This window comes from Bacteroides sp. MSK.20.12, assembly GCF_019052435.1.
GTDB lineage: Bacteria > Bacteroidota > Bacteroidia > Bacteroidales > Bacteroidaceae > Bacteroides > Bacteroides xylanisolvens.
This window is the reverse complement of record NZ_JAHQVH010000027.1, coordinates 26,720-41,581: the sequence shown is the minus strand read 5'-3', so window position 1 is coordinate 41,581 and position 14,862 is coordinate 26,720. Positions and strand designations below refer to the sequence as shown.

The following is a 14,862-nucleotide window of genomic DNA, read 5'->3' as shown; positions in this document are numbered from 1 at the left end:
AACCTTCTCGGTCAACCGAAAAATCTTATTAACTTTGCGAATCTTTTTGAGAAACAATAAAAAATTAAGTATATGAATATCTCTTATAACTGGCTGAAAGAGTATGTCAACTTCGACCTGACGCCCGATGAAACGGCTGCTGCGTTGACTTCTATCGGCTTGGAAACAGGTGGTGTAGAAGAAGTGCAAACCATTAAAGGTGGTTTGGAAGGACTTGTGATTGGTGAAGTGCTGACCTGCACGGAACATCCTAATTCTGACCATTTGCATATTACTACTGTTAATCTGGGAGACGGTGAACCGGTACAGATTGTTTGTGGTGCCCCGAATGTGGCTGCCGGACAGAAAGTGGTGGTAGCTACTTTAGGTACGAAACTTTATGACGGTGACGAATGTTTTACCATCAAGAAATCAAAAATCCGTGGGGTAGAATCTACAGGTATGATTTGTGCTGAAGACGAAATTGGGATCGGTACGGATCATGCAGGTATCATCGTATTGCCGGAAACTGCTGTTCCGGGTACGCTTGCCAAGGATTATTATAATATCAAGAGCGATTATGTACTGGAAGTGGATATCACGCCTAACCGTGCGGATGCCTGCTCTCACTATGGGGTAGCTCGTGACCTGTATGCTTATCTGATTCAGAACGGTCGTCAGGCAACTTTACAGCGCCCGTCAGTGGATGGCTTTAAAGTGGAAAACCATGACTTGAATATCGAAGTGAAGGTTGAAAACAGCGAAGCTTGTCCGCATTATGCCGGTGTTACTGTGAAAGGTGTAACGGTGAAGGAGAGTCCGGAATGGCTGCAAAACAAATTGCGCCTGATCGGTGTGCGTCCTATTAATAATGTAGTGGATATTACGAACTATATCGTTCATGCTTTCGGTCAGCCGTTGCATTGCTTCGATGCCGGAAAGATTAAAGGCAATGAAGTGATTGTGAAAACAATGCCCGAAGGTACTCCGTTCGTTACGTTGGATGAAGTGGAGCGTAAGTTGAACGAACGCGACCTGATGATTTGCAACAAGGAAGAGGCCATGTGTATTGCCGGCGTATTCGGCGGACTGGACTCCGGCTCTACGGAAGCTACGACAGACGTATTCATCGAAAGTGCTTATTTCCATCCTACATGGGTGCGTAAGACGGCTCGTCGTCATGGCTTGAATACGGATGCTTCTTTCCGTTTCGAACGTGGTATCGATCCGAACGGCGTGATTTATTGCCTGAAACTAGCTGCTTTGATGGTGAAAGAACTGGCTGGCGGTACGATTTCTTCTGAAATAAAAGATGTATTCACTACTCCTGCACAGGATTTTATCGTCGATCTTGCTTACGAAAAAGTACATTCTTTGGTAGGTAAAGTGATTCCGGTAGAGACAATCAAGAGCATTGTGATCAGCCTGGAAATGAAGATTACCAATGAAACGGCAGAAGGACTGACACTGGCTGTTCCTCCTTATCGTGTAGACGTGCAGCGTGATTGCGATGTGATTGAAGATATTCTTCGCATCTATGGATATAATAATGTGGAAATTCCGACTACGCTGAACTCCAGTCTGACTACAAAGGGGGAGCACGACAAGTCGAATAAATTGCAGAACCTGATTGCAGAACAACTGGTGGGTTGTGGATTCAATGAAATTCTGAACAACTCACTGACTCGTGCTGCTTATTATGATGGGTTGGAGGCTTATCCGTCCAATCACCTGGTGATGTTGCTCAATCCGTTGAGTGCTGATCTGAACGCTATGCGTCAGACTTTGCTGTTCGGCGGACTGGAAAGCATTGCTCATAACGCCAATCGTAAGAACGCTGATTTGAAATTCTTCGAATTCGGTAACTGTTATTATTTCAATGCTGACAAGAAGAACGAAGAGAAGGTACTGGCTCCTTATTCGGAAGATTATCACCTGGGCTTGTGGGTAACCGGTAAGAAGGTTTCCAACTCATGGGCGCATGCGGATGAGAACAGTTCGGTGTATGAATTGAAGGCTTATGTAGAAAATATATTGAAGCGTCTGGGACTGGATTTGCACAATCTGGTTGTCGGTAATCTGACAGACGATGTTTTTGCTGCCGCACTCTCTGTCAACACAAAGGGCGGAAAACGTCTTGCTTCTTTCGGTATTGTAACTAAGAAGTTGTTGAAAGCATTTGATATCGACAATGAAGTATATTACGCCGACTTGAACTGGAAGGAATTGATGAAAGCCATCCGTTCTGTGAAGATCAGCTACAAGGAAATATCCAAATTCCCTGCTGTGAAACGCGACTTGGCATTGTTGCTTGATAAGAATATACAATTTGCTGAAATCGAAAAGATTGCATACGAAACAGAGAAGAAGCTGTTGAAAGAAGTGGAACTCTTCGATGTATATGAAGGTAAGAACCTCGAAGCGGGTAAGAAGTCGTATGCGGTGAGCTTCCTGCTTCAGGATGAAAACCAGACTTTGAATGATAAGATGATTGATAAGATCATGTCGAAACTGGTGAAGAACCTGGAAGATAAACTGGGTGCCAAACTTAGATAAACTTAAAATTGTCATTATTAAAAATATAAACCAATGGGAAGAGCATTTGAATATAGAAAGGCCGCTAAACTGAAAAGATGGGGCCACATGGCTAAAACTTTTACAAGACTGGGTAAACAAATCGCTATCGCTGTAAAGGCAGGCGGTCCGGAACCAGAAAACAACCCGACGCTGCGTTCGGTGATCGCTACTTGTAAGCGTGAAAACATGCCGAAGGATAACATTGAACGTGCTATCAAAAACGCAATGGGTAAAGACCAGAGCGACTACAAGAGCATGACTTATGAAGGATACGGCCCTCACGGTATTGCTGTGTTTGTAGACACATTGACAGACAACACAACTCGTACGGTGGCTGATGTTCGTTCGGTATTTAATAAGTTCGGTGGCAATCTGGGTACAATGGGTTCTCTTGCGTTCCTTTTCGACCACAAATGTGTGTTCACTTTCAAGAAGAAAGACGGATTGGATATGGAAGAACTGATTCTCGATCTGATCGACTATGACGTGGAAGATGAATATGAAGAAGATGATGAAGAGGGAACAATTACTATCTATGGTAATCCTAAGAGCTACGCCGCTATTCAGAAGCATTTGGAAGAATGTGGCTTTGAAGATGTCGGTGGAGACTTTACTTATATCCCGAACGACTTGAAAGAGGTTACTCCGGAACAACGCGAAACATTGGATAAGATGATCGAACGTCTGGAAGAATTTGATGACGTGCAGACTGTCTATACCAATATGCAACCGGAAGAGGGGGAAGAGTAAAGTAAGGTTATGGAATATGTTTATAAGACCCAGGGAACTTGCAGCACGAATATCGAACTGAATGTGGAAGATGGAGTGGTGAAGGAAGTTGCTTTCTGGGGAGGATGTAATGGTAACCTTCAAGGTATTTCCCGCCTTGTGAGAGGAATGAAGGTGGAGGAGGTGATCGCAAAACTTGAAGGAGTGCGTTGTGGTGGCAGGCCGACATCTTGTCCCGATCAATTATGTCATGCATTGCATGAGATGGGATATTGATTGATCTTCATTTATGTAAATTATATATTGATTTGTGACCTCTGGCAATTGGTTTGTCGGAGGTCATTTTTTTTGCAGAAAGTCCTTATTTCCTTTTCTCGAGTAGTCCTTACTCAATCCTTTTATAATAATGTCCTCATAATTAGTGTATCATCTGTGTTCATAGGTCATCTACTTATTGGTCGGTATTTTGAACTAAAATTGATTCTCACTCGTTATTTATAAGTATATTTGTACTGGATAAACTATTATGCAAAAATGAAGAATATTTTTCAAGACTTAAGACGGAAAGATCATAAACGCTATCTGGGTGGACTGGATGTTTTTAAATATATTGGTCCGGGGCTGCTGGTTACTGTAGGATTTATTGATCCGGGAAACTGGGCTTCTAATTTCGCCGCCGGTTCCGAATTCGGCTATTCCTTGCTTTGGGTGGTTACCTTGTCTACCATCATGCTGATTGTCCTTCAGCACAACGTTGCTCACTTGGGAATCGTTACCGGACTTTGCCTTTCGGAGGCGGCCACTAAGTACACCCCTAAATGGGTGTCACGACCTATTCTTGGCACAGCAGTACTGGCGTCAATCTCTACTTCCCTAGCGGAAATTCTGGGAGGTGCCATCGCGTTGGAAATGTTATTGGATATTCCTATTATATGGGGAGCTGTATTGACTACGCTTTTTGTCTCCATCATGCTTTTCACTAATTCGTATAAAAAGATAGAACGTTCCATCATTGCGTTCGTTTCTGTTATCGGGCTTTCATTTATTTATGAGTTGTTTCTGGTGGAAATAGACTGGCCGGCTGCAACGGCGGGGTGGGTGACTCCTGCTTTCCCGAAAGGTAGTATGCTGATTATCATGAGTGTGCTGGGAGCGGTAGTGATGCCTCATAATTTGTTTCTTCATTCGGAGGTGATACAGAGTCACGAGTACAATAAGAAGGATGATGTTTCTATTAAGAAGGTATTGAAATATGAGTTGTTTGACACTCTTTTCTCAATGATTGTCGGTTGGGCGATTAACAGTGCCATGATTCTGCTGGCGGCCGCCACTTTCTTTAAGAGCGGTATTCAGGTAGAGGAACTGCAACAGGCTAAGTCTTTGCTCGAACCTTTATTGGGAAGTAATGCGGCAATTGTATTTGCATTGGCATTGCTGATGGCGGGTATTTCGTCAACTATTACGAGCGGAATGGCGGCAGGTTCTATTTTTGCAGGTATTTTCGGCGAGTCTTATCATATCAAGGACAGTCACTCGCAGGTGGGAGTTCTCTTGTCTTTGGGAATTGCCTTATTGCTGATTTTCTTTATTGGAGATCCGTTTAAAGGATTGATTATTTCGCAGATGGTACTTAGTATTCAATTGCCTTTCACCGTGTTCTTACAGGTGGGACTGACGTCTTCCCGAAAGGTGATGGGTGATTATGTCAATAGCCGTTGGAGTACGTTTGTGTTGTATTCGATTGCTATTATTGTTTCGGTACTGAACATTATGCTTTTGTTTTCATAAAATGAACATGAACTTATAAATATAGAATGATGAAGATTATTACTTATAACGTGAACGGACTACGTGCTGCCGTATCTAAAGGGTTACCGGAATGGCTGGCACAGGAGAATCCTGATATTCTTTGTCTGCAAGAGACGAAACTGCAACCGGACCAATATCCGGGAGAAGTGTTTGAAGCATTGGGCTACAAGTCTTATTTGTACTCGGCACAGAAGAAGGGGTACAGTGGAGTGGCCATACTTACCAAGCGGGAACCAGACCATGTGGAATATGGGATGGGAATGGAAGCATACGATAATGAAGGACGTTTCATCCGTGCGGACTTCGGAGACTTGTCGGTAGTCAGTGTTTATCATCCTTCGGGAACGAGCGGGGATGAACGTCAGGCCTTTAAAATGGTGTGGTTGGAAGATTTCCAGAAATATGTGATGGAGTTGCAGAAGTCTCGTCCCAATTTGATTCTTTGCGGTGATTATAATATCTGTCACGAGCCGATTGATATTCATGACCCTGTCCGGAATGCGACTAACAGCGGTTTCCTTCCTGAAGAACGGGAATGGATGACGCGTTTCCTGTCTGCGGGATATGTGGACTCTTTCCGTACGCTTTGTCCGGAGAAACAGGAATATACCTGGTGGAGCTATCGTTTTAATTCGCGTGCCAAGAATAAAGGCTGGAGAATTGATTATTGTATGGTCAGCGAGCCGGTACGCCCGCTGTTGAAACGGGCGTATATCTTGAATGAGGCCGTACATTCCGACCATTGTCCGATGGCTCTGGAAATATTATAGAATGGTAATACTCAATTTACGGGTGTCTCCTCCGTCGCGAAACTCGCCGAGGTAGACGCCTTGCCATGTACCTAAGTTCAAACGGTGGTTTTTGATGGGGATGGTGACCGAGCTTCCTATCAGGGAGGCTTTTATATGGGCACTCATATCGTCAGGGCCTTCAAGGGTATGGATGAAGTAGGGAGCACCGTCGGGAACGAGTTTATTAAAAAACGTCTGAAAGTCATGCCGTACGTCCGGGTCTGCATTTTCGTTGATAGTCAGTCCGGCAGAAGTGTGTTTGATAAAGACTACCAGCAGACCGCTTTCAGGAAGTGGGGGTAGCTGTGAGACAATATCGCGCGTGATTAGATGAAATCCGCGCGAATAATGAGGTAGTTGGATGTCAAATGTTGTAGCCATATATATTTTAGCTTTTTAAAATTTGGATGGTGGATTCAGATCCACATACGGATCTTTGACGGCTGATTCCATCATCGCGTTGATTGTGATTCCTGTATCTTCTTTATAATTCCTTCTTTTGTTCCATTCACGTATGTCCTTGAGAGTGACATCACGTTTCTTTCTGTTTTGAGGGAAATTACTCTTTTTTTTCCTATCGGCATATTCATCCTTTCTGGCTGCGCTCATCATAGCTTGGATGGCAATGGCTGTCGATTCTTTATATGAAATAGTTTTGTTCATATTTTCTTTTTTTTGATTTTAATCTTTACGCCCTATCCGGTACAAAGATACTTTTTTATACTTTTGCACAAAATAAAAATGCAAAATAGTTTATGGAAGATAGAATACAGAAAGCAGTGGAGCTTTTTAGGAGTGGATATAACTGCTCACAGTCGGTGGTAGCGGCTTTTGCGGACATGTATGGATTTACACAGGAACAGGCATTGCGTATGAGTGCTTCTTTTGGCGGGGGCATCGGACGAATGCGTGAAACGTGTGGAGCTGCCTGCGGCATGTTTCTGGTGGCAGGCTTGGAAACCGGTGCTACGGAAGCAACTGACCGGGAAGGTAAAGCTGCCAATTATGCGGTAGTGCAAGAACTGGCGGCTGAATTTAAGAAGCGTAACGGCTCGCTGATTTGTGGCGAATTGTTGGGATTAAAGAAAAAAGAGCCCGTCTCCACTATTCCGGAAGAGCGTACTGCTCAATATTATAGCAAGCGTCCCTGTGCAAAAATGGTTGAAGAAGCGGCAAGAATTTGGTCGGAATATCTCGAAAAGCATCCAAAATGAGCTCCTAAAATGCTTTTTTATTACAAAAACGGTAAAAAAGTGCTCAATAAAGTGTTATATAACATAAAAATAACTATCTTTGCCTCCGAAATAAAATCTGAAAGTCTTTATGGCTGGAAAGATTTTAAGCATGTCTAACTAAAATTGCAAAGCAAATGTTGAAAGAAAAAGCTGGTGTAATTGCAGGTACTATCTGGAATGCACTGAACGAAACAGAAGGAATGACTGCCAAGCAGCTTAAAAAAGCAACTAAATTGGTTGACAAAGATCTGTTTCTCGGCCTTGGCTGGTTATTGAGAGAAGACAAAGTCTCTGTGGAAGAAGTTGAAGGTGAACTCTTCATCAAATTGATCTAAGCGAGTAACTCACTTAAGCAATAAAAAAATGCGTTGGTACATAATCATAATGTTATCAACGCATTTTTTTTTATTCCGCCATTTACGTATCTTTGCACACCAAAAAGATAAAATAATAAGAATTCAGAATGAAGAATATACGCAACTTTTGCATTATTGCTCATATTGACCACGGTAAGTCGACTTTGGCTGACCGTTTGTTGGAGTTTACACATACCATTCAGGTGACTTCCGGGCAGATGCTTGATAATATGGATCTGGAGAAGGAAAGAGGGATCACTATCAAGAGCCATGCTATCCAGATGGAATATACTTATCAGGGTGAAAAGTATATCCTTAACTTGATTGACACCCCGGGACATGTGGACTTTTCGTATGAGGTATCGCGTTCTATTGCTGCGTGTGAAGGTGCGTTGCTGATTGTCGATGCTTCCCAGGGAGTGCAGGCGCAGACGATTTCAAATCTGTATATGGCCATTGAGCATGACCTTGAGATTATTCCGGTGATTAATAAATGTGACATGGCGAGCGCCAATCCCGAAGAAGTGGAAGATGAGATCGTTGAATTGTTGGGCTGCAAACGGGAGGAAGTAATCCGTGCGTCCGGCAAAACGGGGATGGGAGTGGAAGAGATACTGGCGGCTGTGATTGAGCGGATTCCTCATCCGGAAGGAGATGAAGAGGCTCCGTTGCAGGCTTTGATTTTCGATTCTGTATTTAATTCTTTCCGCGGAATTATTGCTTATTTCAAGATCGAAAACGGTATGATTCGCAAGGGAGACAAGGTGAAGTTCTTCAATACGGGAAAAGAGTATGACGCCGATGAAGTAGGGGTGTTGAAAATGGATATGGTGCCTCGTAACGAACTTCGTACGGGAGATGTAGGATATATTATTTCCGGTATCAAGACTTCCAAAGAGGTGAAAGTGGGAGATACCATTACGCATATTGCCCGTCCGTGTGAAAAGGCTATTGCCGGTTTTGAGGAAGTGAAGCCGATGGTGTTTGCCGGAGTTTATCCGATTGAAGCGGAGGATTTTGAAGATCTCCGTGCGTCTTTGGAGAAGTTGCAGTTGAATGACGCGTCTTTGACTTTCCAGCCGGAATCTTCGTTGGCTTTGGGTTTTGGCTTCCGTTGTGGTTTCCTCGGATTGCTCCACATGGAGATTGTGCAGGAGCGCTTGGACCGTGAGTTTGATATGAATGTGATTACTACGGTGCCGAACGTTTCTTACCATATATATGATAAACAAGGTAATATGAAGGAAGTGCACAACCCCGGTGGTATGCCTGACCCGACCATGATTGACCATATCGAAGAGCCGTATATCAAAGCATCTATTATTACTACTACCGATTATATCGGTCCTATCATGACGCTTTGTCTGGGTAAACGTGGTGAATTGATTAAACAGGAATATATCTCCGGTAACCGGGTGGAAATCTATTATAATATGCCTTTGGGAGAAATTGTGATTGACTTTTATGATAAGTTGAAGAGTATTTCCAAAGGGTATGCTTCGTTTGATTATCATCCGAATGGTTTCCGTACTTCTAAACTGGTGAAGTTGGATATTCTCTTGAACGGTGAGCCTGTGGATGCGCTTTCCACTTTGACGCATATTGACAATGCTTACGATATGGGACGCCGGATGTGTGAGAAGTTGAAGGAACTTATTCCGCGTCAACAGTTTGATATTGCCATTCAGGCAGCTATCGGAGCGAAGATTATTTCTCGCGAAACCATTAAGGCGGTTCGTAAGGATGTGACCGCGAAGTGTTATGGTGGCGACGTGAGCCGTAAACGTAAACTGCTTGAAAAACAGAAAAGAGGTAAAAAACGAATGAAACAAATCGGTAACGTGGAAGTGCCACAGAAAGCCTTCCTCGCCGTACTGAAGCTGGATTAAAAAACACTGCCGCAAGCAATTTTTCAGAGATATGTTCTGAACAAATTGACTTGCGGTTAGTTTTTAATACACCAGGTGATTGCCTTCTGTCTGCAGAGCTTTCCTTGGCAATCACTTTTTAGGAACAAACAACTATAAATATGAGAAAAGTTCTGTCTTTTTCGGGCTTCCTGATGCTGGGGCTCGTCGTTTCGCAATTCCTGCCGATGATGGCAGGGGATGGCTATGGAGCTGTTAAATCCATATCGAATGTATTGCTCTATGTATGCCTTAGTTTTATAATGATTAATGTAGGCCGTGAATTTGTTCTTGATAAGACACGGTGGAAAAGTTACGCCCAGGATTATTTTATTGCCATGGCTACGGCTGCTTTGCCGTGGTTTATGATTGCCATTTATTATGTGTTTGTATTGCTTCCACCCGATTTTTGGAATAGTTGGGAAGCCTGGAAGGAGAATTTGCTGTTGAGCCGTTTTGCCGCACCGACATCAGCCGGTATTTTGTTTACAATGTTGGCGGCTATCGGGTTAAAGTCCAGTTGGATTTATAAGAAGATACAGGTGTTGGCTATTTTCGATGATTTGGATACGATTCTTTTGATGATTCCTCTTCAGATTATGATGATCGGGCTGCGCTGGCAGTTGATTATTGTGGTGGTGATTGTGTTCCTGTTATTATCGATCGGCTGGCAAAGGCTGAATAAGTACGATTGGCGTCAGGATTGGAAGGCTATCCTCTTTTATTCAATAATCATATTTTTGGCTACTCAAATTCTTTATCTAGGTAGTAAGGAATTGTATGGGGAGGAGGGAAGTATTCATATTGAAGTCCTGCTGCCTGCATTTGTGCTGGGTATGATTATGAAACATAAGGAACATGACACGCCCGTGGAACGAAAGGTGTCTACCGGAATCTCATTTTTCTTCATGTTCCTGGTGGGGATGAGTATGCCGCATTTTATTGGTGTGAACTTTGCGGAGACTCATGCAGGTGCTTATTCCGTCACCGGTTCGCAGGAGATGATGTCGTGGGGGATGATTATGTTTCATGTAGTGATTGTCTCTTTATTGTCGAATATAGGAAAGCTTTGCCCGATGTTCTTTTACCGTGACCGGAAATTAAGCGAGCGACTGGCTCTTTCTATCGGTATGTTTACCCGTGGTGAGGTAGGAGCCGGAATTATTTTCATAGCGTTAGGGTATAACTTGGGTGGGCCGGCATTGGTAATTTCTGTTCTTACCTTGGTACTGAATCTGATTTTGACAGGAATTTTTGTACTTTGGGTCAAAAATCTTGCTTTAAGGAGTTATACTAATTAGAAAATTCTGTATATTGCAAAACTAATATTATAAAAACATTTCGTTATGACTATTTTGCGGACTATGCGGAACTTCTCGTCTATGAATATCACGGCGAGTATTCTTTTATTCCTGGCTGCTATCTCGGCAGCCATTATTGCGAACTCTTCTGTGGCTCCGGTATATCAGGAATTTTTGTCGCATGAACTTCATTTACAGATAGGAAATTTTAATTTGCTTTCGCATGGTGGGGAAAATCTGCGAATGATTGAGTTTATCAATGATGGTTTGATGACGATTTTCTTTTTATTGGTTGGACTGGAAATCAAACGTGAGCTATTGGTAGGTGAGCTTTCCTCTTTCCGTAAGGCGGCGTTGCCTTTCATTGCCGCTTGTGGTGGGATGTTGTTGCCTGTGATGATCTATTCGCTTATTTGTGTTCCGGGTAGTGAAGGCGGACATGGACTCGCCATTCCTATGGCTACGGATATTGCTTTTTCATTGGGGGTGTTGAGCTTATTAGGTAGCCGTGTGCCGTTGAGTTTGAAGATTTTTTTGACTGCTTTTGCGGTAGTCGATGATATCGGGGGAATTTTGGTGATCGCTCTTTTTTATAGTTCACATGTTGCCTATGGTTATCTTTTGGTAGCTATACTCTTTTATATTTTACTTTATTTTATAGGAAAGTATGGAACGACAAATAAGGTATTCTTCTTGGTGATTGGGGTGATTATCTGGTATTTATTTTTGCAATCCGGTATTCATAGCACTATTTCGGGAGTTATTCTTGCTTTTGTTATTCCCGCTAAACCTCGTCTGAATGTAGGGAAGTACATCGAAAAAATTCGTCATACCATTGCCGATTTTCCGGCAATGCAATCTGAAAGCATTGTGCTGACTAATGAGCAAATAGCCAAGTTGAAAGAGGTCGAATCGGCTTCCGACCGTGTAATTAGTCCGTTGCAGTCATTAGAAGATAATTTGCATGGAACAGTCAATTATTTGATTCTTCCTCTTTTTGCATTTGTCAATGCCGGCGTTGTGTTTAGTGGGGGAGGCGAATTAGTGGGAGCTGTCAGTATTGCTGTTGCTGCCGGTCTGTTACTGGGAAAATTTATTGGAATATATTTCTTTACCTGGCTGGCTATAAAAATAAGATTGACTCCCATGCCTTTAGGGATGACCTGGAAGAATCTTTCCGGAGTTGCATTGTTGGGAGGTATTGGCTTTACTGTATCACTCTTTATCGCTAATCTTTCTTTTGGGGTAGACTATCCTGTATTATTGAATCAGGCCAAATTTGGTGTATTGACCGGAACCGTACTTTCCGGCTTACTGGGATATGTCGTACTTCGGATTTCGCTTTAATCTGTCGATTCATCGTCTCCATCATCTATCGGAAGAATTTTCATGCTTTCTTCATGTGGCAATTGTTCAACTTGGCGGAGTTTTCGTTCGATAGCGCGAGTCCGCTTACCCATTACTTCTTCTAGTTGGTCGCCGGCATTTTGAAGGTTTTTCTGTACTTTTTCGAGTAGTCCTCCGAATTTGCTGAATTCTGTTTTTACAGCTCCTAATACCGTCCAAACCTCTCCCGTTCGCTTTTGAATAGCTAACGTGCGGAATCCCATTTGCAGGCTATTTAGGATAGCCCCTAGTGTAGTAGGTCCTGTGACAACTATTTTGTAATCTTTTTGTAGAGTTTCTACCAGACTTGTTCTTCGGATTACTTCGGCATAAATGCTTTCAAAAGGCAGAAACATAATGGCGAAGTCTGTGGTAAAAGGAGGATCTACATATTTGTCGTGAATGTCTTTCGCCATTTTTTTGATGGTTGTTTCCAATTGCTTGCCGGACGATTCTATCAATGCAGTATCTCCTGCTTCAAAAGCATCATAATATTGTTCGTACACATCTTTGGGAAATTTAGCGTCGATAGGCAGATAGACGGTGCTGTTCGCATCATCCTTTCCCGGAAGTTTGATTGCGAACTCAACGAATTCGGTTCCGCTTTTCTTGGTTTTTACATTAGCGTCGTATTGTTCCGGACTCATCATCTGCTCTAATAATGCTCCTAACTGAACTTCGCCGAATGTACCACGCATTTTTACATTGCTCAACACCTTCTTTAATCCGCCTACGTCTTGAGCCAGAGATTTCATTTCGCCTAGTCCTTTCTGCACATTCTCAAGTTGTGAGCGGACAATTTCAAATGATTGGCCAATGCGTTCGTTCAATGTCTTTTGCAATTTTTCTTCCACCATTGTCCTCATGTCATCCAACCTCTTTTCGGTCGATTTAATCAATGATTCCTGTTGACGGGCCATCATATCGAATTTCTGACGCTGCAGCTCTCCGTTAGTCAACATATTTTTATGCAATACGTCTTGCAATTGCTGCATATTCTGATTCAGCGTTTGAGTCATCTCCAGGCGGAGTTCCCGGATGCTGCGATTCAGTTCTTCGCGATTCTCCTGCATTTGTTGACGCAAAGCTGTTTGCAGTTGTTCCGCTTGCGTTTGATTATTACCTTTTGTAAGTGACAGTATTAGTAAGACTATCACTAATGCGGCAACAACGATAAGTAAAATTAATTCCATTAATAAGTAAGAATTTCGTTTCCGTTTTCAGTAATCAGAATCATGTTTTCCCATTGGGCGGAGGGGAGTCCGTCGTCGGTGCAGACAGTCCATCCGTCGGCATCATCTATAAAGACTTCGTAGGTTCCCATGTTAATCATGGGTTCGATGGTAAAGGTCATTCCCGGTACGATCATCATGCCTGTACCCCGTCGGCCGAAATGCTCTACGTCCGGTTCCTCATGGAATTGCATCCCTACGCCATGTCCGCAGAGATCACGAACTACGCTGAAACCGTTCTTTTCTGCATGTTCCTGGATGGCTGCGCCTACATCACCCAGTTGTTTCCAGGGTTGTGCGGCGGCAATACCTATTTCCATGCACTCTTTGGTGACTTGTACTAATCTTTGCATGTCAGGATTGACATCGCCAATCATAAACATACGGGATGCATCGGAGAAATATCCTTTGTAAATGGTAGAAACGTCCACATTGATAATGTCTCCGCTTTTTAGAATCTCATTTTTGTTGGGAATACCGTGACAAACCACGTCGTTAATGCTTGTGCAGACGCTTTTGGGAAATCCTTCGTAGTTGAGTGGGGCAGGGATAGCGCCGTGGCTGGTGGTGAAATCATATACCAATACATCAATCTCTTCGGTGGACATTCCTTCCCGGATATTTTCTGAAATGTAATCCAGCAGTGCTGTATTGATTTTTGCACTTTCCCGGATGCCTTCCAGTTGTTCGGGGGTACGGAGTACTTTACGCGGTGGAAGTTTGTAACCTTGTTTTCTGTATTTCTGTATTTTTGCTTCTACTTCTGCCGGATAATTAGAGGGGGTAAACCGGAATCCCTTGATAAAGTTCTTCATTATGATAGCATATTTAATCGTATGACAAAGGTACGAGAATAAATGGAAAATATGCTTTCTTGCTTTCTAAAACTTTTCGATCCTCAATTATCAATAGGATTTACCATTCGTATGAAACGCTAACTTGAGGTATCCATTCCCATCTTTTTCGTATAGCATTATATTGGTATTGCATCCCTGTTTTGATTTTCCAGTTTTTATTTATTTTGAAAACGACATTACTTCCCAATTTGGTTGGTTCCACTTCGGAGGGGAGTCCTCGGTATCTTCGGGTATCGAGGTTTTGTGAACCATATATATCGAGAGACCATCTGGAGGATAATTTATATTCCATTTGGCTTTGGATATGGAAATGATTGGAATTTTCTGCAAAGTCGCTTTTACTATGCAGAATAAGATTCTTGTTTATTCTTAGCCAGGAATAAGTGGGTAAAAAGGTGGAACCTGGCTTTTGGAACATCTTGTATGTGTGAATAGAAGGTTTCGAAAAGATTGTGGAAGATTTTAAAGTGGGTAGTGTGGGATCAAAATCTACAAATGGTTTTCGAGAGTACATTTTTTGCTCTATTTTTTCGATAAGCTTTCTGTTTTTCTTGATTTCCTGATCGGATTCCAACATTTGCTGAAGTCTCAATGAGTCCTGTTTGCTCCATTCTTGCCCTGTTGCGGATAAGGGGAACAATAATAAACAAAGAATATTCAATTGATATTTCCGAATGTCCATACACTGTGCTAGTAAAGTTTA

At 42.6% G+C, this 14,862-nt stretch carries 15 protein-coding genes and 1 pseudogene; 10 read left to right on the top strand and 6 right to left on the bottom strand.

What is annotated here, in order from left to right; all coding sequences use genetic code 11:
• Positions 1-72 precede the first annotated feature (72 nt).
• The 3 genes from pheT to KTR06_RS14830 are packed head-to-tail and all read left to right on the top strand — an operon-like array spanning position 73 to position 3,561.
• A complete protein-coding gene (gene pheT / locus KTR06_RS14840; protein WP_217290490.1) occupies positions 73-2,535 on the top strand; it encodes a phenylalanine--tRNA ligase subunit beta in 2,463 nt (820 codons plus the stop codon).
• Positions 2,536-2,568: 33 nt separating this feature from the next.
• Positions 2,569-3,306, top strand: a complete 738-nt coding sequence (locus KTR06_RS14835) for a YebC/PmpR family DNA-binding transcriptional regulator (protein ID WP_008643715.1) — start codon at positions 2,569-2,571, stop codon at positions 3,304-3,306.
• Between the two features lie 9 nt (positions 3,307-3,315).
• A complete protein-coding gene (locus KTR06_RS14830; RefSeq protein ID WP_032843626.1) occupies positions 3,316-3,561 on the top strand; it encodes a TIGR03905 family TSCPD domain-containing protein in 246 nt (81 codons plus the stop codon).
• Positions 3,562-3,769: 208 nt separating this feature from the next.
• On the opposite strand, the pseudogene KTR06_RS24770 reads toward KTR06_RS14830, so the two are convergent.
• A pseudogene (locus KTR06_RS24770) lies at positions 3,770-3,841 on the bottom strand (hypothetical protein); the annotation flags it as partial.
• Here KTR06_RS24770 and KTR06_RS14825 point away from each other — a divergent pair.
• On the top strand, positions 3,820-5,073 hold the full coding sequence (locus KTR06_RS14825) for an Nramp family divalent metal transporter (RefSeq protein WP_217290489.1): 1,254 nt from the start codon (positions 3,820-3,822) through the stop codon (positions 5,071-5,073). The pseudogene KTR06_RS24770 and the gene KTR06_RS14825 overlap by 22 nt on opposite strands.
• A 29-nt stretch (positions 5,074-5,102) precedes the next feature.
• Positions 5,103-5,864 carry an exodeoxyribonuclease III gene (locus tag KTR06_RS14820; protein WP_008016274.1) on the top strand — a complete coding sequence of 254 codons (762 nt, stop codon included), beginning with the start codon at positions 5,103-5,105 and terminating at the stop codon, positions 5,862-5,864.
• On the opposite strand, the gene KTR06_RS14815 is transcribed toward KTR06_RS14820, so the two are convergent.
• Both KTR06_RS14815 and KTR06_RS14810 read right to left on the bottom strand, forming a co-directional pair.
• On the bottom strand, positions 5,859-6,266 hold the full coding sequence (locus tag KTR06_RS14815; RefSeq protein WP_004312772.1) for a secondary thiamine-phosphate synthase enzyme YjbQ: 408 nt from the start codon (positions 6,264-6,266) through the stop codon (positions 5,859-5,861). The genes KTR06_RS14820 and KTR06_RS14815 overlap by 6 nt on opposite strands.
• 15 nt (positions 6,267-6,281) lie before the next feature.
• Positions 6,282-6,548 (bottom strand): hypothetical protein, encoded by a 267-nt coding sequence (locus KTR06_RS14810; RefSeq protein WP_128858981.1) that lies wholly within the window; start codon positions 6,546-6,548, stop codon positions 6,282-6,284.
• Between the two features lie 92 nt (positions 6,549-6,640).
• On the opposite strand from KTR06_RS14810, the gene KTR06_RS14805 reads away from it, so the two are divergent.
• The 5 genes from KTR06_RS14805 to nhaA all read left to right on the top strand — a co-directional run bounded on the left by KTR06_RS14805 (position 6,641) and on the right by nhaA (position 12,031).
• Entirely contained in the window at positions 6,641-7,099 is a 459-nt protein-coding gene (locus KTR06_RS14805) for a C-GCAxxG-C-C family (seleno)protein (protein ID WP_009039492.1), read from the top strand.
• Positions 7,100-7,254: 155 nt separating this feature from the next.
• Positions 7,255-7,455, top strand: a complete 201-nt coding sequence (locus KTR06_RS14800) for a winged helix-turn-helix domain-containing protein (protein ID WP_004295603.1) — start codon at positions 7,255-7,257, stop codon at positions 7,453-7,455.
• 128 nt (positions 7,456-7,583) lie between these two features.
• Positions 7,584-9,365: a translation elongation factor 4 gene (gene lepA, locus KTR06_RS14795; protein ID WP_004312779.1), complete on the top strand. Its 1,782-nt coding sequence runs from the start codon at positions 7,584-7,586 to the stop codon at positions 9,363-9,365.
• A gap of 140 nt (positions 9,366-9,505) precedes the next feature.
• Positions 9,506-10,684, top strand: coding sequence for a hypothetical protein (locus KTR06_RS14790; protein WP_004312781.1), 1,179 nt, complete (start codon positions 9,506-9,508; stop codon positions 10,682-10,684).
• Between the two features lie 45 nt (positions 10,685-10,729).
• On the top strand, positions 10,730-12,031 hold the full coding sequence (gene nhaA / locus KTR06_RS14785; protein ID WP_004312783.1) for a Na+/H+ antiporter NhaA: 1,302 nt from the start codon (positions 10,730-10,732) through the stop codon (positions 12,029-12,031).
• On the opposite strand, the gene KTR06_RS14780 is transcribed toward nhaA, so the two are convergent.
• The 3 genes from KTR06_RS14780 to KTR06_RS14770 form a co-directional block, all read right to left on the bottom strand.
• Entirely contained in the window at positions 12,028-13,263 is a 1,236-nt protein-coding gene (locus KTR06_RS14780; RefSeq protein WP_074909194.1) for a DNA recombination protein RmuC, read from the bottom strand. The two genes, nhaA and KTR06_RS14780, sit on opposite strands and share 4 nt — an antisense overlap.
• Positions 13,263-14,117, bottom strand: a complete 855-nt coding sequence (gene map, locus KTR06_RS14775) for a type I methionyl aminopeptidase (RefSeq protein WP_008022681.1) — start codon at positions 14,115-14,117, stop codon at positions 13,263-13,265. Before map ends, KTR06_RS14780 begins: the two co-directional genes overlap by 1 nt.
• A gap of 100 nt (positions 14,118-14,217) precedes the next feature.
• A complete protein-coding gene (locus KTR06_RS14770) occupies positions 14,218-14,841 on the bottom strand; it encodes a DUF4858 domain-containing protein (protein ID WP_008643701.1) in 624 nt (207 codons plus the stop codon).
• Positions 14,842-14,862 lie beyond the last annotated feature (21 nt).

What these genes read in the sequence shown, in the direction of transcription:
- pheT (WP_217290490.1), top strand. Translation starts at nt 73, where the DNA reads ATGAATATCTCTTATAACTGGCTGAAAGAGTATGTCAACTTCGACCTG.
- KTR06_RS14835 (WP_008643715.1), top strand. Translation starts at nt 2,569, where the DNA reads ATGGGAAGAGCATTTGAATATAGAAAGGCCGCTAAACTGAAAAGATGG.
- KTR06_RS14830 (WP_032843626.1), top strand. Translation starts at nt 3,316, where the DNA reads ATGGAATATGTTTATAAGACCCAGGGAACTTGCAGCACGAATATCGAA.
- KTR06_RS14825 (WP_217290489.1), top strand. Translation starts at nt 3,820, where the DNA reads ATGAAGAATATTTTTCAAGACTTAAGACGGAAAGATCATAAACGCTAT.
- KTR06_RS14820 (WP_008016274.1), top strand. Translation starts at nt 5,103, where the DNA reads ATGAAGATTATTACTTATAACGTGAACGGACTACGTGCTGCCGTATCT.
- KTR06_RS14815 (WP_004312772.1), bottom strand. Translation starts at nt 6,266, where the DNA reads ATGGCTACAACATTTGACATCCAACTACCTCATTATTCGCGCGGATTT.
- KTR06_RS14810 (WP_128858981.1), bottom strand. Translation starts at nt 6,548, where the DNA reads ATGAACAAAACTATTTCATATAAAGAATCGACAGCCATTGCCATCCAA.
- KTR06_RS14805 (WP_009039492.1), top strand. Translation starts at nt 6,641, where the DNA reads ATGGAAGATAGAATACAGAAAGCAGTGGAGCTTTTTAGGAGTGGATAT.
- KTR06_RS14800 (WP_004295603.1), top strand. Translation starts at nt 7,255, where the DNA reads ATGTTGAAAGAAAAAGCTGGTGTAATTGCAGGTACTATCTGGAATGCA.
- lepA (WP_004312779.1), top strand. Translation starts at nt 7,584, where the DNA reads ATGAAGAATATACGCAACTTTTGCATTATTGCTCATATTGACCACGGT.
- KTR06_RS14790 (WP_004312781.1), top strand. Translation starts at nt 9,506, where the DNA reads ATGAGAAAAGTTCTGTCTTTTTCGGGCTTCCTGATGCTGGGGCTCGTC.
- nhaA (WP_004312783.1), top strand. Translation starts at nt 10,730, where the DNA reads ATGACTATTTTGCGGACTATGCGGAACTTCTCGTCTATGAATATCACG.
- KTR06_RS14780 (WP_074909194.1), bottom strand. Translation starts at nt 13,263, where the DNA reads ATGGAATTAATTTTACTTATCGTTGTTGCCGCATTAGTGATAGTCTTA.
- map (WP_008022681.1), bottom strand. Translation starts at nt 14,117, where the DNA reads ATGAAGAACTTTATCAAGGGATTCCGGTTTACCCCCTCTAATTATCCG.
- KTR06_RS14770 (WP_008643701.1), bottom strand. Translation starts at nt 14,841, where the DNA reads ATGGACATTCGGAAATATCAATTGAATATTCTTTGTTTATTATTGTTC.